The organism is Pseudomonas sp. SR18 (genome assembly GCF_023701505.1).
Classification (GTDB): domain Bacteria; phylum Pseudomonadota; class Gammaproteobacteria; order Pseudomonadales; family Pseudomonadaceae; genus Aquipseudomonas; species Aquipseudomonas cyclaminis.
Genome location: NZ_JAMQAU010000027.1, coordinates 1 through 24,996, shown reverse-complemented (window position 1 = coordinate 24,996; position 24,996 = coordinate 1). Strand labels below are relative to the sequence as shown.

General features: G+C 59.9%; 19 protein-coding genes and 1 tRNA gene. 13 read left to right on the top strand and 7 right to left on the bottom strand.

Translation table 11 applies throughout. From position 1 onward, the window contains the following. Positions 1 to 209: 209 nt before the first annotated feature. The 5 genes from NDJ82_RS26705 to NDJ82_RS26685 all read left to right on the top strand — a co-directional run bounded on the left by NDJ82_RS26705 (position 210) and on the right by NDJ82_RS26685 (position 4,672). The gene (locus tag NDJ82_RS26705) at positions 210 to 2,423 is read left to right on the top strand and encodes an AsmA family protein (protein WP_250926625.1); all 2,214 of its coding nucleotides are present in this window, start codon (positions 210 to 212) and stop codon (positions 2,421 to 2,423) included. Next, positions 2,420 to 3,487: an A/G-specific adenine glycosylase gene (mutY, locus tag NDJ82_RS26700; protein WP_099583872.1), complete on the top strand. Its 1,068-nt coding sequence runs from the start codon at positions 2,420 to 2,422 to the stop codon at positions 3,485 to 3,487. Before NDJ82_RS26705 ends, mutY begins: the two co-directional genes overlap by 4 nt. Then, on the top strand, positions 3,484 to 3,756 hold the full coding sequence (locus NDJ82_RS26695; protein ID WP_057010599.1) for an oxidative damage protection protein: 273 nt from the start codon (positions 3,484 to 3,486) through the stop codon (positions 3,754 to 3,756). The genes mutY and NDJ82_RS26695 overlap by 4 nt, the downstream gene beginning before the upstream one ends. A 103-nt stretch (positions 3,757 to 3,859) precedes the next feature. After that, positions 3,860 to 3,935: transfer RNA gene (locus tag NDJ82_RS26690), tRNA-Phe, on the top strand. A 416-nt stretch (positions 3,936 to 4,351) separates the two neighbouring features. Next, complete coding sequence (locus NDJ82_RS26685) at positions 4,352 to 4,672, top strand: hypothetical protein (RefSeq protein ID WP_099583874.1); 321 nt, start codon at positions 4,352 to 4,354, stop codon at positions 4,670 to 4,672. 53 nt (positions 4,673 to 4,725) lie between these two features. Here NDJ82_RS26685 and NDJ82_RS26680 read toward each other — a convergent pair whose 3' ends face one another. From NDJ82_RS26680 to NDJ82_RS26670, 3 genes are all read right to left on the bottom strand, one after another. Then, complete coding sequence (locus NDJ82_RS26680) at positions 4,726 to 6,330, bottom strand: ArnT family glycosyltransferase (RefSeq protein WP_250926624.1); 1,605 nt, start codon at positions 6,328 to 6,330, stop codon at positions 4,726 to 4,728. An 87-nt stretch (positions 6,331 to 6,417) separates the two neighbouring features. Further along, on the bottom strand, positions 6,418 to 7,383 hold the full coding sequence (locus NDJ82_RS26675) for an arsenic resistance protein (protein ID WP_250926623.1): 966 nt from the start codon (positions 7,381 to 7,383) through the stop codon (positions 6,418 to 6,420). A gap of 59 nt (positions 7,384 to 7,442) precedes the next feature. Then, entirely contained in the window at positions 7,443 to 7,616 is a 174-nt protein-coding gene (locus tag NDJ82_RS26670) for a type II toxin-antitoxin system RelE/ParE family toxin (protein ID WP_250926622.1), read from the bottom strand. Positions 7,617 to 7,925: 309 nt separating this feature from the next. Here NDJ82_RS26670 and NDJ82_RS26665 point away from each other — a divergent pair, with 309 nt between their 5' ends. After that, the gene (locus NDJ82_RS26665; RefSeq protein ID WP_099583879.1) at positions 7,926 to 8,339 is read left to right on the top strand and encodes a hypothetical protein; all 414 of its coding nucleotides are present in this window, start codon (positions 7,926 to 7,928) and stop codon (positions 8,337 to 8,339) included. A 72-nt stretch (positions 8,340 to 8,411) separates the two neighbouring features. On the opposite strand, the gene gabP is transcribed toward NDJ82_RS26665, so the two are convergent. Continuing rightward, positions 8,412 to 9,803 carry a GABA permease gene (gabP, locus tag NDJ82_RS26660; RefSeq protein WP_250926621.1) on the bottom strand — a complete coding sequence of 464 codons (1,392 nt, stop codon included), beginning with the start codon at positions 9,801 to 9,803 and terminating at the stop codon, positions 8,412 to 8,414. A 553-nt stretch (positions 9,804 to 10,356) separates the two neighbouring features. On the opposite strand from gabP, the gene NDJ82_RS26655 reads away from it, so the two are divergent. The 5 genes from NDJ82_RS26655 (at position 10,357) to NDJ82_RS26635 (ending at position 14,520) form a co-directional block, all read left to right on the top strand. After that, a complete protein-coding gene (locus NDJ82_RS26655) occupies positions 10,357 to 11,130 on the top strand; it encodes an ABC transporter ATP-binding protein (RefSeq protein ID WP_065925764.1) in 774 nt (257 codons plus the stop codon). A gap of 13 nt (positions 11,131 to 11,143) precedes the next feature. Then, positions 11,144 to 11,896, top strand: a complete 753-nt coding sequence (locus NDJ82_RS26650) for an ABC transporter substrate-binding protein (protein WP_003187758.1) — start codon at positions 11,144 to 11,146, stop codon at positions 11,894 to 11,896. Positions 11,897 to 11,970: 74 nt separating this feature from the next. Beyond that, a complete protein-coding gene (locus tag NDJ82_RS26645; RefSeq protein ID WP_099583881.1) occupies positions 11,971 to 12,663 on the top strand; it encodes an ABC transporter permease in 693 nt (230 codons plus the stop codon). Beyond that, the gene (locus NDJ82_RS26640) at positions 12,663 to 13,352 is read left to right on the top strand and encodes an ABC transporter permease (RefSeq protein ID WP_099583882.1); all 690 of its coding nucleotides are present in this window, start codon (positions 12,663 to 12,665) and stop codon (positions 13,350 to 13,352) included. The genes NDJ82_RS26645 and NDJ82_RS26640 overlap by 1 nt, the downstream gene beginning before the upstream one ends. Then, complete coding sequence (locus NDJ82_RS26635; protein WP_250926620.1) at positions 13,333 to 14,520, top strand: methyltransferase; 1,188 nt, start codon at positions 13,333 to 13,335, stop codon at positions 14,518 to 14,520. The genes NDJ82_RS26640 and NDJ82_RS26635 overlap by 20 nt, the downstream gene beginning before the upstream one ends. Positions 14,521 to 14,761: 241 nt before the next feature. On the opposite strand, the gene bcsQ is transcribed toward NDJ82_RS26635, so the two are convergent. Beyond that, a complete protein-coding gene (gene bcsQ, locus NDJ82_RS26630) occupies positions 14,762 to 15,721 on the bottom strand; it encodes a cellulose biosynthesis protein BcsQ (protein WP_250926619.1) in 960 nt (319 codons plus the stop codon). Positions 15,722 to 15,988: 267 nt separating this feature from the next. On the opposite strand from bcsQ, the gene lapG reads away from it, so the two are divergent. Both lapG and lapD read left to right on the top strand, forming a co-directional pair. Then, positions 15,989 to 16,705 carry a cysteine protease LapG gene (gene lapG, locus NDJ82_RS26625; RefSeq protein WP_250926618.1) on the top strand — a complete coding sequence of 239 codons (717 nt, stop codon included), beginning with the start codon at positions 15,989 to 15,991 and terminating at the stop codon, positions 16,703 to 16,705. Positions 16,706 to 16,716: 11 nt separating this feature from the next. Beyond that, positions 16,717 to 18,663 (top strand): cyclic di-GMP receptor LapD, encoded by a 1,947-nt coding sequence (lapD, locus tag NDJ82_RS26620; protein ID WP_112193008.1) that lies wholly within the window; start codon positions 16,717 to 16,719, stop codon positions 18,661 to 18,663. Positions 18,664 to 18,715: 52 nt separating this feature from the next. Here lapD and NDJ82_RS26615 read toward each other — a convergent pair whose 3' ends face one another. Together NDJ82_RS26615 and NDJ82_RS27570 are read right to left on the bottom strand one after the other, a co-directional pair. Next, the gene (locus tag NDJ82_RS26615; protein WP_158879018.1) at positions 18,716 to 19,054 is read right to left on the bottom strand and encodes a tryptophan synthase subunit beta; all 339 of its coding nucleotides are present in this window, start codon (positions 19,052 to 19,054) and stop codon (positions 18,716 to 18,718) included. 124 nt (positions 19,055 to 19,178) lie between these two features. Next, positions 19,179 to 24,962, bottom strand: a complete 5,784-nt coding sequence (locus tag NDJ82_RS27570) for a type I secretion C-terminal target domain-containing protein (protein WP_250926617.1) — start codon at positions 24,960 to 24,962, stop codon at positions 19,179 to 19,181. Positions 24,963 to 24,996: the final 34 nt, after the last annotated feature.

Below are 24,996 nucleotides of genomic sequence, written 5' to 3'. Positions count from 1 at the left end.
CAGAAGGCGGACGAACGCGCAGAGATTAGCACCTGCGGACGCGAGAAAAACCAAACTGATATCACTTTTTCAGGAAATTCTCTTTTATTGACGCCAGAATCCCGCCCTCCGCGCCCGTAGATACAATGTAACGATCGGTGACCTGACGCCGGCCATCGGGCGTTATACTCTTCGGCTAAATTTTGAAATCGACATACAAGGACTCGCCCATGAAAGCGTTCGGCAAAATCCTGGGTCTGGTACTTCTCGGGCTGTTGCTGATCATCGTGGCTCTGGGCTTTGCCCTGACCCATCTTTTCGATCCCAACGACTACAAAGAAGAGATTCGCCAGATTGCCCGCGACAAGGCCCACATCGAGCTGACGCTCAATGGCGATATCGGCTGGAGCCTGTTCCCCTGGCTCGGCCTTGAACTGCACGAAGCCAGCGTGGCGACCCTGACCGCGCCAACCCAGCCCTTCGCCGACCTGCAGATGCTCGGCCTGTCGGTGCGCGTACTGCCGCTGCTGCGCCGCGAAGTGCAGATGAGCGATGTACGTGTCGAAGGCCTCAACCTGCGCCTCAACCGCGACAAGCAGGGCCATGGCAACTGGGAAGACATCGGCAAGAATGTGCCCGATGCCACCGCCAGCACTGCGCCAGCTCCAGCAGAGCCGGCACCCGAAGCCAAGCCGGAGAAGCCTGCACAGCCGATCCGCCTGGACATCGACAGCCTGACAATCAACAACGCCCGCGTTGAATACAACGATGAGCAGACCGGCAAGCAATTCAGTGCCGAAAGCATCCAGTTGAGCGCCGGCGCCGTGCACGAAGGCGCCAGCATTCCGGTGAAGCTCACCGCATTCTTCGGCAGCAACCAGCCGGTGATGCGCGTCAAGACCGAGCTCAACGGCAATCTGCGCATCCAGCGCGCCCTCAAGCGCTACCAGTTTGAAGACATGCGCATCAGCGGCGAAGCCACCGGCGAACCGCTGCAAGGCAAGACCGTGACCTTTTCCACCCAGGGCCAGTTGCTGGTGGACCAGGCGGCTAACATCGCCGAATGGACCAACCTGAAACTCTCGGCCAACCAATTGCGCGCACTGGGTGAGCTGAAGGTCAATGATCTGGACAAAACCCCGCAGCTCAGTGGCGCCCTGTCCATCGCCCAGTTCGACCTGGCCAAGTTCCTCGACAGCGTCGGCAACCCCCTGCCACCCATGGCCGAAGGCAGCCTGAGCAAGGTCGAACTGGTCAGCCGCCTCCAGGGCACGCCGACCAGCCTGGCCCTGGAAGACCTGAACCTGAAGCTCGACGGCAGCACCTTCACCGGCCGCGTCGCCGTGGATGATTTCGCCAAGCAGTCGCTGCGCGTGCAACTCAAGGGCGATACCTTCAACGCCGACAACTATCTGCCGGCCAAGTCCGAATCCGCCAAGGGCGCGACCGCCGCCCGCCAGGCTGAAGTACAGAACAGCGAAGCCGGCGCCATGGCGGCCGGCGGGACCACACCGCTGCCGGATGCACCGACAAAAGGCGCCTGGAGCACTGACAAACTGCTGCCCCTGGCCCATCTGCGCAAGCTGGACGTGAATGCCGACCTTGCGTTCGGCCAACTGATCCTGAGCAAATTGCCGATCCAGGATGCCGTGCTCAAAGCGTCCGGCATCGACGGCCAACTCAAGCTCGACACCCTGAGCGGTGGCCTCTACAACGGCAGCTTCCAGGCCAACGGCACGCTCGATGTGCGCCAGGACATTCCAGTGCTGGCACTGCAAAGCCGGATCAAGCAGGTCCCGGTCGAACGCATCCTGCAAGCCCAGGGGCAAACGCCGCCCGTAAAAGGCCAGGTCACTCTCGACAGCAACCTCAGCGGCCGTGGCAATAGCCAAAAGGCGCTGATCGACAGCCTCAACGGTACCGCCAGCTTTGTGATCAACAACGGTGTGCTGCTCAATGCCAACCTTGAACAGCAACTGTGCACTGGTATCGCCATGCTCAATCGCAAAACCCTGAGCGGCGAACAGCGCGGCAAAGACACGCCTTTCCAGGAGTTGAAGGGCAACCTGAGCTTCCGTAACGGCGTGGCCAATAACCCCGACCTGAAAGTGCGCATCCCCGGCCTGGCGATCAACGGCAACGGTGATATCGACCTGCGCGTACTGGGCATGGACTACCGCGTCGGCATCATCGTCGAAGGCGACCAGCGCGAAGTGCCGGACCCGGCCTGCGAAGTGGGCTCCAACTTCCGCAACATCGAAGTGCCGCTGCGCTGCCGTGGCCCGCTGGAACTGGGCGCCAAGGCCTGCCGCCTGGACAAGGACGGCTTGAGCCAGGTCGCGATCAAGGCGGCGGGTAACAAGCTCAGCGAGAAGCTGGAAGAGAAGCTCGACAAGGTAAACCCGCAATTGAAAGATGCATTGAAGGGCCTGTTCAAGCGATGAGAAACGAGCAGTTTTCACAGGCGGTGCTCGACTGGTACGACCGCCACGGTCGCCATGACCTGCCCTGGCAGCAGGGCATCACGCCTTACCGGGTGTGGGTCTCGGAGATCATGCTGCAACAGACTCAGGTGAGCACCGTGCTCAATTACTTCGACCGGTTCATGGCGTCTTTGCCAACGGTCGAAGCCCTGGCCGCTGCGCCGGAGGACGAAGTGCTGCACCTGTGGACCGGCCTTGGCTACTACACCCGGGCGCGCAACCTGCAAAAGACCGCGAAGATCGTCGTGGCCGAATACGGTGGCGAGTTTCCCAGGGATGTCGAAAAGCTCACCGAACTGCCCGGCATCGGCCTGTCCACCGCCGGCGCCATCGCCAGCCTGAGCATGGGCCTTCGCGCGCCGATCCTCGACGGCAACGTCAAGCGCGTACTGGCGCGCTTTACCGCACAAGAGGGTTACCCAGGCGAACCCAAGGTAGCCAAGCAGCTGTGGGCCACCGCAGAACGCTTCACGCCCCATGATCGCGTCAATGCCTACACCCAGGCGATGATGGACATGGGTGCCACCCTGTGCACGCGCAGTAAACCCAGCTGCCTGCTGTGCCCGTTGGAAAAAGGCTGCGAAGCCCACATGCTCGGCCTGGAGACACGCTACCCGATCCCCAAGCCGCGCAAGACCATCCCGCAGAAGCGCACGCTGATGCCGATGCTGGCCAACGCCGAGGGCGCGATCCTGCTTTACCGTCGCCCCTCCACCGGCTTGTGGGGCGGCCTGTGGAGCCTGCCGGAGCTGGACAACCTGGAAGACCTCGATCACTTGGCCATCCAGCATGCGCTCGAACTGGGCAAGCACCAGGAGCTGCCAGGATTGATCCATACCTTCAGCCACTTCCAGCTGGCCATCGAACCCTGGCTGGTCCAGGTCGAGGAATCCGCCCATCACGTGGCCGAGGCCGACTGGCTCTGGTATAACCTCGCCACCCCGCCGCGCCTGGGCCTTGCCGCCCCGGTGAAGAAACTGCTGAAGCGCGCGGCTGAAGTATTGAACGCAGGAGTGTCGTCATGACCCGCACCGTAATGTGCCGCAAGTACAAAGAAGAACTGCCAGCCCTGGAACGCCCTCCGTACCCAGGCGCCAAGGGCCAGGACATCTACGACCACGTCTCCGCCAAAGCCTGGGGCGACTGGCTCAAACACCAGACCCTGCTGATCAACGAGAAACGCCTGAACATGATGAACGCCGAAGACCGCAAATACCTGGCGGGCGAGATGGACAAGTTCTTTTCCGGCGAGGAATACGCCAAGGCCGACGGCTACGTTCCACCTGCTCAATAATTGATCAAAAACCGGGGTCGACTCGTAAGCGACGGTAATAATTAAATATTTTTTGAAAACTTGCTTGACGACCCCCTGAAAAACCCGTTTAATGCGCCCCGTTGCCCAGATAGCTCAGTCGGTAGAGCAGGGGATTGAAAATCCCCGTGTCGGCGGTTCGATTCCGTCTCTGGGCACCACTAATTAGTTTCAGGTGGTGCAAACGTCATCTGAAACACACAAGAAACCCGCCAAGTGCGGGTTTTTTGTTGCCTGGGATTTAACCCCCAATGCCCTGTCCCGTTACCCCGCGCACTAGTAGCGCTATGATATGATTCAAAATGTGCCAAGGTAGGCGATTAACAGTATGCGGATGCATCCCTCCTGTAACCCGTCAGCCATTGCCACGTAGCATCGGAACAGGCAACGACGGCGGATCCAGTATCCCCGCGCTCCTCGCCCAAAACGCTGCAACTCCACACCCCCGCTTCGACACCATCTTGGGTCATGCCCAAACGGTGAGAGCGTGCGCGCAAGAGCAGCGGAACAAGGACACATCATCCGGCGACGCGCAGCCCGGCGTATCGCTTACTCATACGGGCACATGGAGAAATAAATGGCATACACATCGATCATTTTCAAAAACCCGAATACGGGCGCGATGAAGGAAGCTCCAGTCGGCTTTTCGTGGACAACCTTCTTTTTCGGTTGCTTCCCGGCACTGTTTCGCGGCGACGTGAAATATGGCTTGATCCAGTTCGTCATTGCGATGATCACCATGGGCGTCAGCAACATCGTCTTCGCGTTCATCTACAACAAGCTCTACATCAAGGATCTGATCGGCCAAGGCTTCAAGGCTCAGTCCATCGCCAGCGGCGACATGAACTTTGCCTCGGCCAAGATCGGCATGCAGATCCCTCAGCTGGAAACCGCGTAAACCGTATTCGACAAAAAGCCTGCTGAACGCAGGCTTTTTGCTGACTGGCTGACTCACCTCAACAAAAACACCATCAATGGATTGTCGTTTAACCGACCTTCAAAATCCGGGCCCTGGTGCTCCAACGGCGTCCCCGCCAGCAACGCGGTCTCCTTGCGCGCCACGACCACCCAGGCTGGCCGAGGTACATCGGCTAGTTGCCCAAGCTCATGACCGCCGATGAACACCGGCTGCTCGTCGTGATCCAGGTTCATCATGTAGCGCACCGCCCAGGTATCCCGGCCGAGGTCGATAAACACCAGAGGGCCCGGCTGCGTTGCACGCAGCGCTTCAACCTGGCTGACAAACTGCCGGGTATCGAACTGCAAGTCCTTGGCCGGCTCCACCACAGCCACCAGCAGTAACCACTGCGCCGCCAGTGCAATCAAGCTGAGCGACACCAGCCGCCCCAAACGCCGCCAAGCAATCAACGCAGCGACTTGCAGCACCACCAGCACGCCGACCAGTAACGGCAGCGAAACGTCTGGCCAGTAACCGTGCTTCTGCCACCCATGCCGGCAGACAAAGACTACAACCACACACAACGCCGGTAGCGCTGCGACAAGCCCTTCGTAGCATCGGCGCACGCCCGTAAGCCACCCTTGCGCCTGAAGGAGCCCATAGGCAGCGACAGCGGCAAACATCGGCACCATCGGCAAGATGTAATAGGCGCGCTTGAAGTGCGGCAGCGACAACCCGAGCAGAATCATCAACCCGCAGGCACCAAGCCGCACAACCAATTGCACGTGCCCATCAAACCGTTCGTGCCAGCGATGACGCAACGCAACCAACGTGGCCAGCGCCAGCGGCACCACAGGGAAGTAGCGATACAAACTCAATTGAAGATAGAAATAGAACGGCTCGCCACTTTCATCCAGGCGCCCGCCCACTTGCATCTTGAACACCTCATCGGCAAATGCATCACCCCCACTGATGCGCGCCAGCTTTATCAGCAGCCACCAACAGGCCGCCAACAACGCCAGACCAACCAGGCCGTGAACCAGCACTTGCCTGACCCGCGCCCCAGGTTTGCCAAGCGCCCAATACACACAGACCACGCCGCAGACCTCAATCAAGCCCAATGGCCCACGCACGGCAAAGCCGAGGACGAACAACGGAAACACCGCCAACCGCCTCAGTCGCGAACCCACGCGCTCGCCGCTGTGCAGCAGGTAGAAGCTGCCCACGCAGAGCAGCGCGACCATCTGGTCCAGGCACACTGAACGGGACTTCTCCAGCAGTTGAGTGGTGAGCAAGGTCAACAAAACGGCGAGCAGTGCCCACTGTCGACTCGCAGGGACCAGCAAGCGATACAGCAGCGCAACCACCCCGGCGGACGCCATTGCGGTGGGCAGTACATTCGCCAAGTGATTGGGCGCACCGAATAACCGGGCAAACACAAAGCTGAAGAAGGTCGCGGTGCCAGGGTAGTCCGCGTAGGGCTGGCCGTAGGTGGTAGGGAAAAGGCTCGCGCCATGGCGAAACATTTCCTGCAGGAATAGCGCCCAGCGCCCGTCAAATCCCTGGGGCTGCTGATCCCAGATTCCAAAGGTGAACAGCACTAGGGCAAACAGGAAAATGCCCAGGGATTCCAGGCGAAAACGGTTGCGGTGATCCATCGGTAGACCTGTCAGGTGGGGAGCGCCGACTTATGTTGCCGAGCACACCCCTGAATAGCGCCTGAACAGACCTGAACATTCACCCGGTTACCGACCTGCGGGCCACACCAGCCGAGGAATAAGGCGCACATAGATCAACTCGGCCACCAACTCGACCAAGGTCTGCAGGATCACCGCCGTGGCGGCCAACCCGCGCACGTCTTCGGGCAGGGCCAGGGCCAGCGGCAAAACCACCAACGAATTGCGCGTGGAGGCGCTGAACGTCACCGCCCGCGCCGTGACCGCAGGTAGCGCGAACAGCCGCGCCGCCAGCATCCCCATCAGCGGCGCCAGCAACACAAAGGCCACATAAATCGGGATCACCGGCATCAGCAGGCCTATATCACGCACCACCGAGGTGATTTGCGAGCCGATCACCACAAACAGCACCATCGCCATCGCAGGCACGGGCAACCAAGCCCATGCGTCATTCCAAACGCTGATAACCGTCGAGCGCCGCGCGAGCGCAGTCGTCAGCACCGCGAGCACCATCGGCAGCACAATCAGCAACACGAACGCCTCGATAAACGGCCCCACCTGCACCACTAACTGCGACTGCGTGCCCAACATCAAACCCAGGTACACCGGCAACAGCGCCAACTGCAGTAACAGCAGCAGCGGCGTGGCCGCCAGCATTAATCGCGAGTCACCCTTACCGATGTGAGTGAACACCACCACGTAATCGATGCACGGTGTCAGCAACACCAGCAACGCTCCCACCAGCAACGCCGGGCGCTCCGCCAGGCCACGGGTCAATACCCACACCAGCACCGGCACCAGAATGAAATTGGCCAGCAACAACGCCGATAGGAAGCGCTTGTTGCCCAAGCCTGTACGCAGGTCCAGAAAGGGGATTTGCAGGAACATTGCGTACATCAGTATCGCGATGACGGGCGTGATCCATACGCTGAGAGTGTGAGCCGATAAAGGCGCGAGCAGGCCAACGACTGCAGCCAGGAGGACGGTGAGGAAATAGAGGGGGATCTGGTGGTGTTCGAGGGTGTCGCGGTTCATGGGTGCACTCAAGAAAACTGCAGAGACACCAGCCTATGCGCCTAATGGCGCGAGGCCAACTAGTGCAACCCAATAGCATCCGAGGGATATTCCTGACGAGTATGCAGCACCGCCAGTATCTCGACTTGCTCTATCACTCGACAGATCACCAAATAATTGGAATGAACAACCATTCTCGCGGCCTGCTCTTCTGTTTCAAACTCCGAAACGATAGGAGAAAGTGGGATGCTCATAGAGACCTCCGTATTGGATGCCTGCCAGTCTAATCTGTGCATGGTTCGCTGTCGTCTCTCTCAGATGTGTGGTTTTTCCAAAGCCGCACGCCGAAACGATCCACGGTCCGTCCAACGAGTGGCGCGAGCGTCGGAGGTTAATGACCCAGCAAAAGCTCAGACAAGTGCTGGCAAATCGGTTAACGGTTACTAAAAAATAAAACTGGAGCACAGGGCTGCGCATGACGAAACACACCCGCAACCCTTGGGATTTGCCCCAACCTGCGCTTCAATACCCACCCAGATCCAGAACCTTAGGACGTTGAGCCCATGGCCTCGCCGAACAAGCAGCAAAAACGTGCCCAGCGGGCAAAGACCAAGGCCAAGCAAAACCGTACTCAACGCGCCGTGGCGACCAAGCCGGATGCGTTTGCAGGTGATGACAGCCGCATTGACCTTGAGTCGGTGGACTTGACCGAGCTGTTTGTGGAGATGCGCACCGCTGGCGAGACCAGCCAACAGGCATTGTGCGCAGCATTCCTGGCACACCCGCTGCTGGCGCTGGTGCTGGAACAGGAAGGCGAAGAAGAAGCCACGGACTTTATCCTGGCGGCGCTGATCGAGTATCGGCAGTGGGCCACGGACAGTGACGATGAAGCGGCGGCACTGGCGTGGATCGAGTCGCCAGAGTTCCAGGCGGATTACCTGGCGGCGTCCCAAGCGCTGACCAACTCGCAAGACTGACGCAGAACCCAATGTGGGAGGGGGCAAGTCGAATCGTCGCACCGCCCCTCCCACATTTTTTACCGCATTTCGTCAGTTAAGCACCGCAGCGCCGGCTCTCTGCGCCTTGCGACGGCTCGCCACAACCAACCCCGCGACCACGACCAGCAAGCTCAAAACCCCCGTCGCGATAATCTCGACCCGGTGCGCTTCCTGGAACAGCATGATGGTCAACGTACCCACGATAAACACCATCACCGCATAGGTCAGGCCAGGGAACAGCCACATCTTGAAGACGATTTTCTCGCCCGCCGCCGTACGCTTCTGACGCATGCGCAGTTGCGACACCGCGATCACCAGGTACACCAGCAATGCGATGGCGCCGGAGCTGGCCAGCAGGAATTCGAACACCGCCGCCGGCGCCACATAGTTGGCAAACACCGCCAGGAACGCAGCACCGGTGGACAGCAACACCGCCCAGTAAGGCGTGCCGCTCTTGTTGGTGCGCTTGGCCACAGCCGGTGCATCACCGCGACGGCCCAAGGAGAACAGCATGCGCGAAGCGGTGTACAGCGCCGAGTTCAGGCAGCTGGTCACGGCAACCAATACCACCAGGTCGACGATCAGCTTGGCATTCGGAATACCCATGCGTTCCAGCACAGTCTGGTAGGAACCTACCGCCGCCAGGCTCGGATCGTTCCACGGCACCAGGGACACGACGATGAAGATCGACAACAGGTAGAACAAGCCAATCCGCCAGATCACCGAATTGGTGGCCTTGGTGATTTGCTGCCCTGGGTTCTTCGATTCAGCCGCTGCAATGGTGACGATCTCGGTGCCCATGAACGAGAACATGGTGGTCAGGATCGCAGCCAATACGGCGCCCATGCCGTTCGGCATAAAGCCTTGGGTGTCGAACAGGTGTGAAACACCACTGACCTGGCTGGTCGGCAGGAAGCCGAAAATCGCGGCCAGGCCAAGGATCACAAAGCCCACAATCGCCACGACCTTGATCAGCGCAAACCAGAACTCGAACTCGCCGTAGTTCTTCACGCTGAACAGGTTGGTCGCCGTGAGCAACAACGTGATGATCAGGGTAAAGGCCCAGATGGCCACATCCGGAAACCAAGCGTGGAGGATGGTCGCAGCGGCGTTGGCTTCCAACGGAATCACCAGCACCCAGAACCACCAGTACAGCCAGCCGATGGTGAAACCGGCCCAGTGACCGATCGCACGGTCGGCATAGGTGGAAAACGAACCGGTATCCGGCGACGCCACGGCCATCTCGGCCAACATACGCATCACCAATACCACCAGCGTACCCGCAGCGGCATACGCCAACAGGACAGCGGGGCCGGCGGCAGCAATCGCGTGGCCGGAGCCAACAAACAGACCGGCACCAATAACGCCGGCAATCGACAGCATGGTGACGTGACGCGGTTTGAGCCCCTGTTCGAGGTCATTGGAGCTTTGCGTACTACTCATTGACACACCTTTGCGAGGAATTGCGAAAACGGTTCGCCCGGCCTGGGATCTTCCTCGTGAAAAGAAACCAACAGGGCGTTCTTTATTTTTTACGCAAGATCTGCGCCAAAATGTTACGAAGTCGCGATTGACGCGGGCTGTAGGACGATTCGTCGGCCATTGCAACTCATTGATAATAATGGCATTCCGCTATAGCGTTACCGCGCGACTCACATTCAAGACGAACCAGCGCACCAAAAACACACACAAGAAGTACGCGACGCGCCATAAAGGGGCTGATAGCTACCGTTTGCCCGTTTAACCCTTCCAACACCCGGCCAAAGCTGGCACCATCGCGCCCTTTTTTACGCGAAGCCTGCGGTTTACCGGGATCAAACGGTTGTTCGGTTGTTGATGGCGCGACACGCTGCTGTGCCGATGCGACACCCTGCCGCACACCGTCTGTTTACCCTCCGCGGGGCTGTTGGTGTCGTCCGGGCGCTATGCTAGCTTGGCGCCTCGCCAGGAAGGCGTCCCAACAGCAGGATCGCAACGAACACAATGAGGACCGCACATGGCCGAGGCCACGCCCGCGCTTGAAATCCGCAACTTGCATAAACGCTATGGTGAGCTGGAGGTACTCAAAGGTATCTCGCTGACCGCTCGCGACGGCGATGTGATCTCGATCCTGGGTTCCTCCGGTTCCGGCAAGTCCACGTTCCTGCGTTGCATCAACCTGCTGGAAAACCCACATCAGGGCCAAATCCTGGTGGCCGGCGAAGAACTCAAGCTCAAGGCCGCGAAAAACGGTGAGTTGATGGCCGCCGACGGCAAGCAGATCAACCGCCTGCGCAGCGAAATCGGTTTTGTGTTTCAAAACTTTAACCTGTGGCCGCACATGAGCATCCTCGACAACATCATCGAGGCGCCCCGCCGTGTGCTCGGCCAGAGCAAGGCCGAAGCCATAGAAGTGGCCGAAGCCCTGCTGGACAAGGTCGGCATCGCCGACAAGCGCCACGCCTACCCCGCGCAATTGTCCGGCGGCCAGCAACAACGGGCCGCCATTGCGCGCACCCTGGCGATGCAGCCTAAAGTCATCCTGTTTGACGAGCCCACTTCTGCCCTTGACCCGGAAATGGTCCAGGAAGTACTTAATGTGATCCGCGCGCTGGCCGAGGAAGGTCGCACCATGCTGCTGGTCACCCATGAAATGGGCTTCGCCCGTCAGGTATCCAGTGAAGTGGTGTTTCTGCACCAAGGCCTGATCGAAGAGCAAGGATCGCCACAGCAGGTGTTTGAAAACCCGCTTTCGGCGCGCTGCAAACAATTCATGTCCAGCAACCGCTAACGGAGCAACATGCATGCAGAACTATAAAAAATTCCTTCTGGCCGCGGCCGTCTCGATGGCGTTCAGCGCCACGGCCATGGCAGAAACCTTGAAAATGGGGATCGAAGCGGCCTACCCGCCCTTCAACAATAAAGACGCCAGCGGCAACGTCGTCGGCTTCGACAAGGACATCGGCGACGCCCTGTGCGCCAAGATGAAAGTCGAAAAGTGCGAAGTGTACGTGTCCGACTGGGACGGCATCATCCCGGCCCTGAATGCCAAGAAGTTCGACTTCCTGGTGTCCTCGCTGTCCATCACCGATGAACGCAAGCAAGCCGTCGACTTCACCGACCCGTACTACTCCAACAAACTGCAGTTCATCGCACCTAAAGCCACTGCAGACTTCAAGACCGACGCCGCTTACCTGAAGGGCAAGGTCATCGGCGCCCAGCGCGCAACGCTGGCCGGTACCTACCTGGAAGACAAGCTGCCGGATACCGAAGCCAAGCTCTACGACACCCAGGAAAACGCCTACCTCGACCTGACTTCTGGTCGCCTGGACGGGATTCTCGCCGACAAGTACGTGCAGTACGAATGGCTCAAGAGCAAAGACGGTTCGGCCTACGAGTTCAAGGGTGACCCAGTTGTAGAAAGCGACAAAATCGGTATCGCCGTACGCAAGGGCGACCCACTGCGCGAGCGCCTGAACAAAGCCCTGGCAGAGATCAAGGCAGACGGCACCTACAAGAAGATCAACGACAAGTACTTCCCGTTCAGCATCGAATGACCTGAACGGCCTGACCGGCGCGCTCGCTTGAGCGCGTCGGCTTCCAGCAATGCCTGCCGCGATATGAAAACACCATGAATTTCGATCTCTACGGATTCGGCCCCGCACTCGCTGCCGGCGCGCTGATGACCGTCAAACTGGCGCTCACGGCCTTATGCCTGGGGCTGGTCCTCGGCCTGGCCGGGGCCTTGGCCAAGACTTCTGCGTACAAGCCTCTGCAATGGCTGGGCGGGACTTACTCGACCATCGTTCGCGGCGTGCCGGAACTGTTGTGGGTGTTGCTGATTTACTTCGGCACCATCAACGCCATGCGCGAACTGGGTGAGCTGTTCAACATCCCCGACCTGTCCCTGAGCGCCTTCGCCGCCGGCGTCATTGCGCTGGGGCTGTGTTTCGGCGCCTACGCCACCGAAGTGCTGCGCGGCGCAATCATCTCCATTCCCAAGGGCCACCGCGAAGCCGGTGTGGCGCTGGGCCTGTCGAAGTTCCGCATCTTTACCCGCTTGATCATGCCGCAGATGTGGCGCATCGCCCTGCCGGGGCTGGGCAACCTGTTCCTGATCCTGATGAAAGACACCGCGCTGGTCACGGTCATCGGCCTCGAAGAAATCATGCGCCACGCGCAGATCGCCGTCACCGTCACCAAACAGCCGTTCACTTTCTACATGGTCGCCGCGCTCATCTACCTGGGCCTGACCTCACTGTCGATGGTGGCCATGCACTACCTGGAAAAACGCGCCGCCCGCGGCTTCGTGAGGACGACGTAATGGAATGGGAAGTCATCATCAAGTGGCTGCCGAAGTTTATCCAGGGCGCCATCCTGACCCTGGAACTGGTCAGCATCGCCGTGATCCTGGGTTTGATCCTCGCCATCCCGCTGGGCATCGCACGTTCGTCCAAGCGCTGGTATGTGCGCTCGCTGCCCTACGCCTACATTTTCTTCTTCCGGGGCACGCCGCTGCTGGTGCAGTTGTTCCTGGTCTATTACGGCCTGGCTCAATTCGACAGCATCCGCTCAAGCTTCATGTGGAAATACCTGCGCGACCCGTTCTGGTGTGCCACCGCCACCATGACGTTGCACACTGCGGCCTATATCGCCGAGATCCTGCGTGGCGCCATCCAGGCCATTCCGCCTGGGGAAATCGAAGCCGCCCGGGCGCTGGGCATGTCCAGGCCCAAAACGCTGTTCTACATCATCTTGCCGCGTGCGGCGCGCATCGGCTTGCCGGCCTATAGCAACGAAGTGATCCTGATGCTCAAGGCCAGTTCACTGGCGAGCACCGTGACCCTGCTGGAACTGACCGGTATGGCCCGCACGATCATTGCGCGCAACTACCTGACGGTAGAAATGTTCTTCACCGCCGGCGTGTTCTACCTGTTGATCTCGTTCCTGCTGGTACGCGGCTTCAAACTGCTGGAACGCTGGCTCCGCGTCGATGCTTGCCAGGGACGTTGAAGCGCGCTTCCGGGCGCTGGATGCGTTTCTGATCGAGCATCAAGGGCTGTGGCGACCACGGCCCTTTACGCATCGCCAACTGCCCTGGGAACGCGAATACCCCGAGCTGGCCCAGTGGCTGCGCCAACGCTCGTTGGCCGAGGCTGAAGCCAGCCACAACCAGCCCCATGAGCTGCCCGCTCCCGCGCCGTTTCCACAGATTGCCTTGCAAGCGCTGCAACTCGGCACTGTGGATAAGTTACCGACGCAGCCCCTGCATCCCGCCGCGCATCGCCTGAATGTCGATGTCCCCGGCCGCAAATGGCAACAGATCGAAGCCTTCGGCGCGGCGCTGCACTTTGCGCAAACACCCCGGCATTGGCTGGACTGGTGCGCCGGCAAAGGCCACCTTGGTCGCCGCCTGCTGCACACAGACCAACAGCTGACCTGCCTGGAATACGACCCGGCCCTGGTCGCGTCCGGCCAAGCCTTGAGCGAGCACCACGGCCTGCCCGTCACCCATCGTTTGCAAGACGTGATGGCCGATGTCGCCATCAGCGCCGAACACACCCCCGTCGCCCTGCATGCCTGCGGCGATTTGCACGTACGCCTGCTGCAAGTGGCCAGCGCCGCCGGCTGCAAGCAACTGGCATTGGCGCCGTGCTGCTATAACCGAACCCATGCACACACTTACCAGCCGCTGTCCGTAGCCGCCCGCGCTTCCACCTTGCAGTTGTCGGTCGACGACCTCGGCCTGCCCCTCAGCGAAACCGTCACCGCCGGCAAACGCGTGCGCCTGCAACGGGACACGTCCATGGCCCGGCGCCTCGGTTTCGATCAGTTGCAACGCCAGTTACGCGGCTGCGACGACTACCTGCCCACGCCGTCCCTGCCCGCCCACTGGCTGGACAAACCCTTCGCCGACTACTGCCACGAGCTGGCCGGCCTCAAAGGGTTATCCACAGGCGAACAGGATTGGGCGGCACTGGAGGCGCACGGTTGGCAGCGTTTGGCTGAGGTCAGGAATCTGGAATTGGTGCGCGGTCTGTTTCGGCGCCCGCTGGAAGTGTGGCTGGTGCTGGATCGGGCACTGTTTCTCAGCGAGCGTGGCTACAGGGTTGAAGTAGGCAGCTTCTGCGACCCGGCGTTGACACCGCGCAACTTGTTGGTGCTTGCCGAGCGCGATTAAAGGGCGAAATTGTCGCACCCCAGCCTGTGGATAACTCTGTTGATGAATTCTTTACAGAGCCTGTAGCCGTCTACGCTACAGGCCAAAAGCCACGATGTTCATTTTTTACTCACACCATAAAACGCAGGTAAAACAGGCAGTTGCAGTGTGTTGAGAACCGCTCCACAAAACGGCTATTTCATGACAACTGCATCCGACCGATTGTGCATAAGCATCTGGCGTCAAGCGTATAACCCGCGCTTTACAGGCGTTTTTTGCGAGCGATCAGTAACCGGCAAAGGTCGTTGATGTCATCACCCGCCAGGCTTGTAACCGCGTTGTCCAGAGGGTCGGTAGAAAAGGCCAGGCCTTCGCTGATCGCCGGATCGCGGTGTATGACTTCCAAAGGGTACTCACTGCGACGCAGCTTGAACGCATCAAGCATGTCCAGGTTGAACGCCGAGTTTTCATCCAGTTGGTTGATCACCAAGTGGCAACGCGGTGGACGTGCACGCTCAAGGTGGGGTGCCAGCAGCGCATCCAGTTGATCCAGCGTGCCGAGACAGGCGGCGTTCGGTTGGGCGACGACCAGCACGATATCGGCCACGCTCAACGCTTGATGGAGGTAGACGTTGTTGCCGGCGGGAGTATCGATGATCACGGTGTGCCGTTCGCTCAGGTCCAATGCCGCCAGGCGCTGGGCCAGCCACTTCGGCTCCCGCGTCAACCAGCGTTGCAGGTTTTCCTGCTGCTGGGTGTCCGCGTCGCCGAAGGGAATCACCTGGCAACCGGCAAAACCCGATTGCAGGATGGTGTTCCATGGCGTGTTGAGCAGGCTGCTGCGGGCCAGGCCGGGAAGCTCATGGTCCACACCGAAGTGCTGGCGCAAAGCGTTCTGAGGATCCAGGTCCAGCGCCACGACCGACTCACCCAGACGCTGCAGACCGCTGCTCAGCGCCGTGGCCAGCGTACTGCGGCCAACGCCGCCATTGACGGACACCAGCGCGACTACCGTCGGGCGCAGCGCGGTCAATGGCTCATGGTGGTGATGTTCATTGGCGTGGGAGGCATGGGCCCCAAAGCGCGAACCCTCTTTCTGATTCACCCGTGTGCCATCGTCGAAAGGAATGCTGCCAAAAAAATGCAGGCGGGCGTTTTTTCCCGTGGGGTCGCGGGAAACGCTCTTGCCGAACAGGGCAAATAGATCATCAGTGCGGCTCATGGCCGGAGCTCCTTCACGGCGCCATATAAAGACGTGGAAAGATCAGCAAGGTACGGCTTCACCGCAGGTCTTTTTGTAGGCGTTTTCATTGCTTCATTCTGTGACAGCGCTAGGGAAGTGTCATTATTTTGATGAAAGTCGAGCCAGCCTTTCAGACGAGCGGAAATTAGCCAATTTACTGACGGACTATTACTACAATTCAATGGCGGTGATTTCATCGTGCCATTGTTTTTTACCCTATATCACCGCACCATTGCCGCACCTTCAATGCTGCAAGCTTGGGTAATCGCAGTGGCGATACGCTCTAAACTCCCTCGGATTCTGTACGGCCTCGCCATCACGCTGTTGCTGGGTGGCGGCCTGCTGGGCGATTTGCTCGCCGATTGGGATTTCAGCCAGATCAGCCGCCGCGCCGAGTCGCTTTATGGGCCGCTGGGGCCGGGGCGCCAGCGCATTGATGCCTGGCAACAATTGCTGGCGACGCAGAAGCAGGTGAGTGAGGCAGAGCAGCTCAACGTGGTGAATCTGTTCTTCAACCGCCAGTTGCGCTACGAAGAAGACATCGACCTGTGGCACGAAATTGATTATTGGGCGACCCCTATTCAATCCCTGTGGAAAGGCGCTGGCGATTGCGAAGACTACGCCATCGCCAAGTACTTCAGCCTGCGTCACTTGGGGGTGCCCGCCGAAAAACTGCGCATTACCTACGTTAAAGCCTTACGCCAGAATCGCGCACACATGGTGCTGACGTACTATGCCAGCCCCGAAGCCATGCCCCTGGTGCTGGACAGCCTGATGGACGCCATTTTGCCCGCCAGCCAGCGTGCAGACCTGCTGCCGGTCTACGCGTTCAACGGTGAAGGGCTGTGGCTGACCGGCGCAGGCGGGAACAAAAAAGTCGGTGACACCAAGCGTCTATCACGCTGGTTGGACGTCTTGAAAAAAATGACCGCTGAAGGGTTTCCGGCCAGTTCGGATAATTAACAGGAGCTACGATGTCACTGTTCAAACAATTGCTGATCGCTATCTGCGTGTTCCTGGTGGTCGCGTTCAGCGGTAGCTTCTTCGTCAGCCTGGAAAGTTCGCGTACCCAGTACGTCAACCAGTTGCGCTCCCACGCGCAGGACGCGGCCACAGCGCTGGCCCTGTCGTTGACGCCGAACATCGATGACCCGGCAATGACCGAACTGATGGTCAGCTCGATCTTCGACAGCGGCTACTACGCGAGCATTCGCGTGGTGGACCTGAGCAATGACCAGGTGCTGGTGGAGCGTGCCGCCGAGCCGGATGCCAGCAGCGTGCCGGCCTGGTTCGTCAAGATGATCGGCCTCGCGCCGGCCGGCGGCGATGCCATCGTCAGCCGTGGCTGGCAGCAGGCAGCGCGGGTCGAAGTGGTCAGTCACCCGATGTTTGCCCTGGCCAAACTCTGGCAAAGCGCGCTGGGCAGCCTGGTTTGGCTGCTGGTCTGTGGCGCGGTGAGTGCGGTACTGGGCGCGCTGTTGCTGCGTCGTCAGCTCAGGCCTTTGGACTATATGGTGGAGCAGTCCCACGCTATCGCGCGTCGAGAGTTCCTCAGCTTGCCCGACCTGCCCCGCACCCCGGAACTGCGCCGCGTGGTGCAGGCCATGAACCAGATGGTGGAGAAGCTCAAGGCGCTGTTCCACGAGCAGACCGAGCGCAGCGAGAAGCTACGGGTGGAGTCCTACCAGGACAGCCTGACCGGGCTGGCCAACCGTCGCTACTTCGAGATGCAGCTGCAATCGCGGGTCAGCAACCTGGAGGAGTCCAGCTCAGGCTACCTGCTGATGCTGCGGGTCAACGACCTGGGTGGCCTCAATCAGCGTCTGGGCGGGCAGCGCACCGACCAGTTGCTGCAAGCCGTCAGCCAGCAACTGGTGCGCACCTGCGCCAAATACCCGGAAACCCACAACCTGATCACGCGCAGCCGAGGTGGCGAGTTTGCCGTGCTCGCGCCGGGCCTGGTGCGTGACGAGGCCGTGCAGTTGGCCCAGGAACTGGAAGCCACCTTGCAGAGCCTGCATGAAACCGGCGCCACCGACATGCCCACCGTGGCCTACATCGGCCTGGCCCCTTACAACCCCGGCGACGCCTCGGCAGACCTGCTGATGCTGGCTGACCAGGCGCTCACGCAGGCCGAAGCCAACAGCCTGCAAAGCTGGGTGTGCCTGACCCATCAAACCCTCGACACCGTCAGTGACGACCCGCACAGCTGGCACACCCTGCTCGACACCGCCCTGAGCCAGGGTCGCTTCCGCCTGTTCTTCCAGCCGGTGGTGAGCAGCAACGATATCCGCCAGGTCCTGCATTACAAAGTGCTGTCGCGCCTGCTCGACAGCCAGGACCAGACCATTGCCGCCGGGCATTTCCTGCCATGGCTGGAGCGCTTCGGCTGGACCGCGCGCCTCGACCAGGTAATGCTCGATCTGGTGATCGCCCACTTGGGCCAGCATAACCAATCGGTCGCGCTGAACCTGTCGGCAGCCACCCTGAACGACCCGCAAGCCCTGGAGCACATGTTCGAACGCCTGGCCCAACACCCGCTGTTGGGCGAACGCCTGACCCTGGAAATCGGTGAAGAACAAGTGCCCGAACAGACGCAGCTGGAGCGTTTGATCCGGCGCATGCGCGGCCTCGGCTACAGCCTTGGCCTGCAACGCTTCGGCGGGCGCTTCAGCATGATCGGCAACCTCGCGCACCTGGGCCTGGCCTACCTCAAGATCGACGGCAGTTACATCCGCGATATTGATCAGGAAAGCCACAAACGCTTCTTTATCGAAGCCATCCAGCGTGCAGCCCACAGCATTGACCTGCCGTTGATTGCCGAGCGCGTGGAAACCGAGGGAGAGTTGCGGGTGATCCGCGAGATGGGGATTGAAGGGGTGCAAGGCCAACTGGTCGGTGAACCGGCGCCCTGGAAGTGAAGCTCAGAATAATCACGCCTCCTTGACGCTCACGCCGTGAAGGAGGTGCGCGTCAGATCAGGCCGGTTTCTTCGTCATTGATCAGTTCGCTCAAGCCACCCAGCGCCGCCCGGGCATGGGTACGCTCCAGGAACTTGGTCTGCGCCGCCGGCGGCAAGTCGGTGATGCTCATCACGTTCTTGGTGATCAGCACCTGGATCAAGTCGTCCAGTACGCGGATCATCTCAAGGTCACTGCTCTTGAGCTGCTTTAGGCTGTTCTCAATCTCATCGTCGGCAAACCACGCCTGGATCTCATGATGGTCAGCCGGTAGCGTCTCAGTGGCTTCTGCGAAGGCCTGCGCCTCGACACGCACCAAAGCGTTGTATTGATCGCGTTGCACGTAGAACATCAGCCCTCTCCCAATAAAAAATCCCTGCAGGCGCCGCACACGGCTCCCACAGAGATTACACACATTTCCCCAAAGCGCATGCCAAAGGGGCGCCAATCCCGAAAGATTGACGCCCCGCTGGTGATCAGTCGTGGTGCTTGACGGTCAAGTCGCCACCGGCGATCAGGCTATTGATCGCAGCGGCGCCACTGCCCCAGCTCGCGCCGTCCACCTTGATCGTCACATCTGCCGTGCCGCCGTTGGTGCCGGTAAACGACCCGGTGCTGCTCACGCTCAGCGTCGAGTTGCCCGCCGAGTCGGTGGTCAACCTCAGGTAGCTCGACAGGTTGGTGTCGTTATTGCCTTGCAGCAAGTCGGACAGGTCCAGCTTGTCGCCTTCGCCGTGCTTGAAGTCAGTGATGCGATCAAAGCCACCGCTGGTGTTGGTGTCGCCTTTGAGCCACACAAAGGTATCGGCACCCGCGCCGCCGGTGAGGATGTCGTTACCCTTGCCACCCACCAGGATGTCATTGCCTGCACCGCCGGAGAGCGTGTCGTTACCGCCCTGGCCGAACAGGATGTCATCGCCGGCGTTGCCGATCAGGTTGTCGCCACCATCGCTGGTGCCGTAGATGTTCGACGCGTTGGCCAGGGCACCGACGTCCTGCACATGCTCAGTGATGTACTGATGCAAGGTGCGGTCGTCGATCTGATCGACGGTGGTCGCCAGCTTCTCGGCAGCGAATGCCTTGAGCGCCGCGCTGCCTTCCTGGCCTTTGTAGCTGATCAGGTCGCCGAAGATGATGTCGTTGCCCGAACCGCCGGAAACGTTGTCGGCACCGGTATCGGCAGTGTGGCCGGTGATGGTATCCGCCAGCTTCGCGGTGTCGATGGTGGAGACCGTCTTGTCGGTATCAAACTGTTTGAGAACGGTGCTATCAATGTCGCTGCCAAGACCGATGGCCTCAACGACGACCTTGCCTGGAACCGCGTTGACCAGATCGTTGTAGGCCGTCTTGCCGTTTGCCAATGCGGTGTTGGAGTTGTTGTAGACCGACGCAACGTCAAAGCCGCCGCTGCTGTTGGCCACCACGGTGCCTTCGTAGATCCGGTTCCCGTAGCCATCGTAGGAATAAACTTTGCCATCGCCATCGACAATGAGTTGCGTCGAGCCATTGACCCTCGTATAGAGCGGGTTGCTCTGACCCAAGACGTAGGTAGCGTTGGTGACGACACTGTCAAAGTTAACGTTCGCCCCCCATCCGTAATAGTCTTTCGTCCCCAGGGTAGGGTTGCCCCGCACATCGGTGTACACGTTCGGCGCGCCGTCGGTAATGAAGTACGTCAGGTTGGTTGCGCCCTTGTTGCTCGTGGCGTCGCTGCTCTTGAACCAGTCAGTCGCCGCTTTGAACGCGTCCTGATAGTTGGTCATGTCGCTCGAGCTGGACGTCATCTGGGTCAATACCGCCTGCAAGGCCGCTTTGGCGGCAGTTTTGTCAGCCAAGTTGACCGAGACCTGCGCCTCGACCCGAGTGTCGAAATCGACCAGCAACACTTTCACTACGCCCGCATCTTTACTGCCAGCATTGGCGATCAACGTATCGAACACGCTTGCCAGTTGAGCCTTGATCGACTTCATGGCGGTACTACCTATACTGCCCGAGGTGTCGACGAGGAACGCGATGTTGTAGTTGGTGCCCGGCGTGGTGATACCCCCTTTGTCACCCACCACGACATTGTTCGCCGAGCTGTTACCCAGGTCGATGGTGTCCACCGCAGCGCCGCCTTCCGTGACAGGGCTGTAGACCTGAGGCTTGACCGTGATGGTGGTCGTTGCCGCCAACGAACTCAGGCTGTTGCCACCCTCATTGTCAGTCACCGAGACATCAATGGTGCGATCGCCCAGCGTCGGGTACTTGCTGGTGCTGGAGTACTGGAACGACTCAAGCAGCGTCTTGTAAGTCGCCGCGTCCGCCGTGCCCGACAGGGTCAGCACGATCTTGCCGCTGACGTCAGTCCCGACGCTGGTCACGGTGATGCCTTTGTACGTACCCCCGACGGCTACCAGGTTGGAGCTCAGTACATCGCCCGAACTGGCGTTTTTCAGGGTGATGGTGGCGCTTTGCATTTGGGTGCTGTCGACGTCAGCGATGGCCACGCTGCCGGTAATCGCAACACCGCTGGTGCTACGTTCGGTGTACGAGGTGCTGAAGCCAGTAGCGACCGAACCGTCGGCAGTGCTCAGGTCCAGGGTTGGGGCGTCGTTGACCGCCGTGATCACGATGCTCACTTTGCCGGTCGTCACCGCCGAAGCGCCGGTGCTCAACTCGGTGGCCGTGGCTTTCACGATGATGTCGAAGCTGGCGGTCGAATCCTTGGCCGGCGTAACTGTCAGGGTCTTCAGGTTCCAGGTGCTGACATCGTAAAGCGTGCCGCTGCCATTGGAGGTGATGCTCGTGGTGCCATCGGTGATCACCGTACCGGCAGGCAAGCCGCTGATTTGCACCTTGTGCGACTCCGAGCCATCGTTGTCGACAAACGTGGTGGTAATCGGGCTGACCTTGATCGCGGTGTCTTCCAGGCCACGGTTGTAGACGTAGCCGGTGTAATAGCCTTCGCCATTGACCACGTGGCTATCGCCGAGCACTGCACCTGCGGCTTTCAACGCTTCCACGCTGGTGTAGGTCTGCAGGCCGCTGTTGCCCAGGGACATCGACACGCCGTTGTTAATCGACACGTTGACGTCGTAGTTGCCCCCGCCGGCCTGGTTGTAGTGGTAGATGTCGAGGGTGTAGTAACCCGACTCGGTCGGCGTGTAGCTCGACCCGCTAATCGCGCTGCCCTTGCTCCAGGTCTCGGTGGCAACCAACTTGCCGCCCACGGTAATGGCCAGGCTGTCGTCGGCCGTACCGGTGAAGGTGTAGCTCTTGCCGGCTTCCAGGTAGATCAGGCCGGAGACCTTGGTCGCGGTGCCATCGACCACATTGCTGTTGCTGACGTTGTTGGTCACACCGGTGGAAGCCGCACTGGCGGCTGTCTTGGCGTCGATCACACGGATCAGATCGCTGGAATTGGCCACACCGTTACCGTTGGTCCCCAAATCATTGCGCAGGGTGCCGCCGGTCCAGGTCTGGATCACCAGGCCTGTCGGCACAGCGCCGAACGCGCCAACCGCCACGACAGGCACGTCCGCCACCGGGTGGATATCCACGGTGATGATCTTGGTGTCGCTGTAGGAATTACCGTCGGTAGCCTGGAATTTCAGCTGGGTGTAATCGCTCTGCTTGTTGCCCACGCCTGTGCCGCTGAAGCTGTTATCGCCCGACTCGTTGGCCGCCGGGGTGTAACGCACGTTGTGACTGTCGAAATCAGCCTGGCTGAACGACTTGCCGGCCGAGGTAGCGGTTTTCAGGTCAGACGCGGTCAGCGCAACCCACACGCCGTTGACGTTGTACTCGATCGAACCCGCCGGCAGGTTGGTGAACACCACTTTAGGGTTTGCGGAGTCTTCATCGCTGACGCCGAAGTTCGCCCAGATCAATTCGATCGAAGTGTCTTCGTTGCCTTGGATGTAGCCATTGTTGGCGATAGGGGTGTCGTCGACCAACGTCACGGTCGGCTGGCCAATGCTGTGTGAGTAGGCGCCGTCAGCGTCGGTGACGGTCAGGTCAATCTTCGGCAATTGATGACCGGAGTTGACGTAGTCCGCGCCCTTCTGCGTCAGCACAACGCTATTGCCGGACAAGCTGTAGTAGCCATCCGCATTGGTGCCGGTAGTGAAGGTGATCTTCAGTTGGGCGGCCGGGGTTTCTTCGTCGCTTGCCGTGAAGGTACCGGCCACGGTGCCGACTTTGGCGGTGTCCTCAACAATTGTGGCAGGCGTGATTGCAATCACTGGCACGTCGTTATGCAAGTTGACGGTCGGTTGGCCACTGTTGTTGGAGTGCGCGCCATCAGGATCGGTGACGGTCAGGTCGATCTTCGGCAGTTGATTGCCCGCGTTAACGAAATCAGCACCTTTCTGGGTCAGCACAACGTTGTTGCCGGAGATGCTGTAGTAGCCATCCGCGTTGCTGGTGCCGGTGAAGGTGATAGTCAGGCCCGAACGTGGGGTTTCTTCGTCTTTAGCAACGAAGGTACCGGCGACGGTGCCCGCAGTCGCAGAGTTCTCTTCCAGGGTGTTAGCAGCAACCGTGATGACCGGCACGTCGTTGTGCAGATTGACGGTCGGTTGGCCGCTGTTGCTGGAGTTGGCGCCCGATGGATCGGTAACGGTCAGATCGATCTTCGGCAACTGGTTGCCGGCGTTAACGAAGTCAGCACCTTTTTGGGTCAGCACAACGTTGTTGCCGGAGATGCTGTAGTAGCCATCAACGTTGCTGGTGCCGGTGAAGGTGATCGTCAGGCCCGAACGTGGGGTTTCTTCGTCTTTAGCAACGAAGGTACCGGCGACGGTGCCCGCAGCAGCCGAGTTTTCTTCCAGGGTGTTAGCTGCAACCGTGATCACCGGCACATCGTTGTGCAGGTTGACGGTCGGTTGGCCGCTGTTGCTGGAGTTGGCGCCCTGAGGGTCGGTGACGGTCAGGTCGATTTTCGGCAACTGGTTGCCGGCGTTGACGAAGTCAGCACCTTTTTGGGTCAGCACAACGTTGTTGCCGGAGATGCTGTAGTAGCCATCGGCGTTGCTGGTGCCCGTGAAGGTGATGGTCAGGCCCGAACGTGGGGTTTCTTCGTCGGTCGCGGTGAAGGTACCGGCGACGGTGCCCGCAGTCGCAGAGTTCTCTTCCAGGGTGTTAGCAGCAACCGTGATGACCGGCACGTCGTTATGCAGGTTGACGGTCGGTTGGCCGCTGTTGCTGGAGTTGGCGCCCGATGGATCGGTAACAGTCAGATCGATTTTCGGCAGTTGATTGCCGGCGTTAACGAAGTCCGCGCCTTTTTGGGTCAGCACAACGTTGTTGCCGGAGATGCTGTAGTAGCCATCGGCGTTGCTGGTGCCCGTGAAGGTGATGGTCAGGCCATCGCGTGGGGTTTCTTCGTCTTTGGCAACGAAGGTACCAGCGACGGTGCCCGCAGCAGCCGAGTTCTCTTCCAGGGTGTTAGCTGCAACCGTGATCACCGGCACATCGTTGTGCAGGTTGACGGTCGGTTGGCCGCTGTTACTGGAGTTGGCGCCCGATGGATCGGTAACAGTCAGGTCAATCTTCGGCAACTGGTTGCCGGCGTTAACGAAATCAGCGCCCTTTTGGGTCAGCACAACGTTGTTGCCGGAGATGCTGTAGTAGCCATCAACGTTGCTGGTGCCCGTGAAGGTGATGGTCAGGCCATCGCGCGGAGTTTCTTCGTCGGTGGCCGTGAAGGTACCGGCGACGGTGCCGACTGAGGCAGAGTTTTCTTCGATCGTGGTCGGAGTAACTTCAATCACCGGTACATCGTTGACCAAAGTTACGGTCGGCTGGCCTTCGCCAGTGGAGCTGAGGCCACCAGCGTCAGTGACGGTCAGGTCGATCTTCGGCAGCGGGTTACCCGCGTTGACGAATTCAGCACCTTTAGCCGTCAACACAACGTTGTTGCCCGAGATGGCGTAGAAGCCGTCTGCGTTAGTACCAGCAGTGAAGCTAACAGTCAGACCATCGCGCGGCGTTTCTTCGTCACGGGCGTTGAAGGTACCGGCGATGGTGCCAGCTTCAGCAGCGTTCTCAACGATGGTGGTCGGCGTTACATCAATCACCGGAACGTCGTTGACCAAAGTTACGGTCGGCTGGCCTTCGCCAGTGGAGCTGAGGCCACCGGCGTCGGTGACGGTCAGGTCGATTTTCGGCAGCGGGTTACCCGCGTTGACGAATTCGGCGCCTTTCGCGGTCAGCACAACGTTGTTGCCGGAGATGGCGTAGTAGCCGTCGGCGTTGGTGCCAGCGGTGAAGCTCACGGTCAGACCATCACGTGGGGTCTCTTCGTCTTTG